This window comes from Cellulomonas algicola (assembly GCF_003851725.1).
Classification (GTDB): domain Bacteria; phylum Actinomycetota; class Actinomycetes; order Actinomycetales; family Cellulomonadaceae; genus Cellulomonas; species Cellulomonas algicola.
Genome location: NZ_BHYL01000523.1, coordinates 1 through 204, shown reverse-complemented (window position 1 = coordinate 204; position 204 = coordinate 1). Strand labels below are relative to the sequence as shown.

The 204-nt window shown below is 64.2% G+C and carries 1 pseudogene; it reads left to right on the top strand.

Annotated features, from left to right (window positions below):
• Positions 1-204, top strand: a pseudogene (locus CTKZ_RS22170) (hypothetical protein); the annotation flags it as partial.

Here is a 204-nt window from a genome sequence, read left to right as displayed (position 1 = left end):
TCCAGACGAACCTCGCCGGGTACGACGTCGAGGTCGTCGCGAGCCCTGAGCGGTTCCACTACGACTTCGGCGACGGCACCGACCTCCCTTCGAGGTCGTCGAGCGCAGTTTTTTTTTTCCACGACACGTTCCGCGTCTACGAGGCGACGGGCACGTACACGGTGACGCTCACCACCGAGTGGTCGGGTCACTACCGGATCGCGG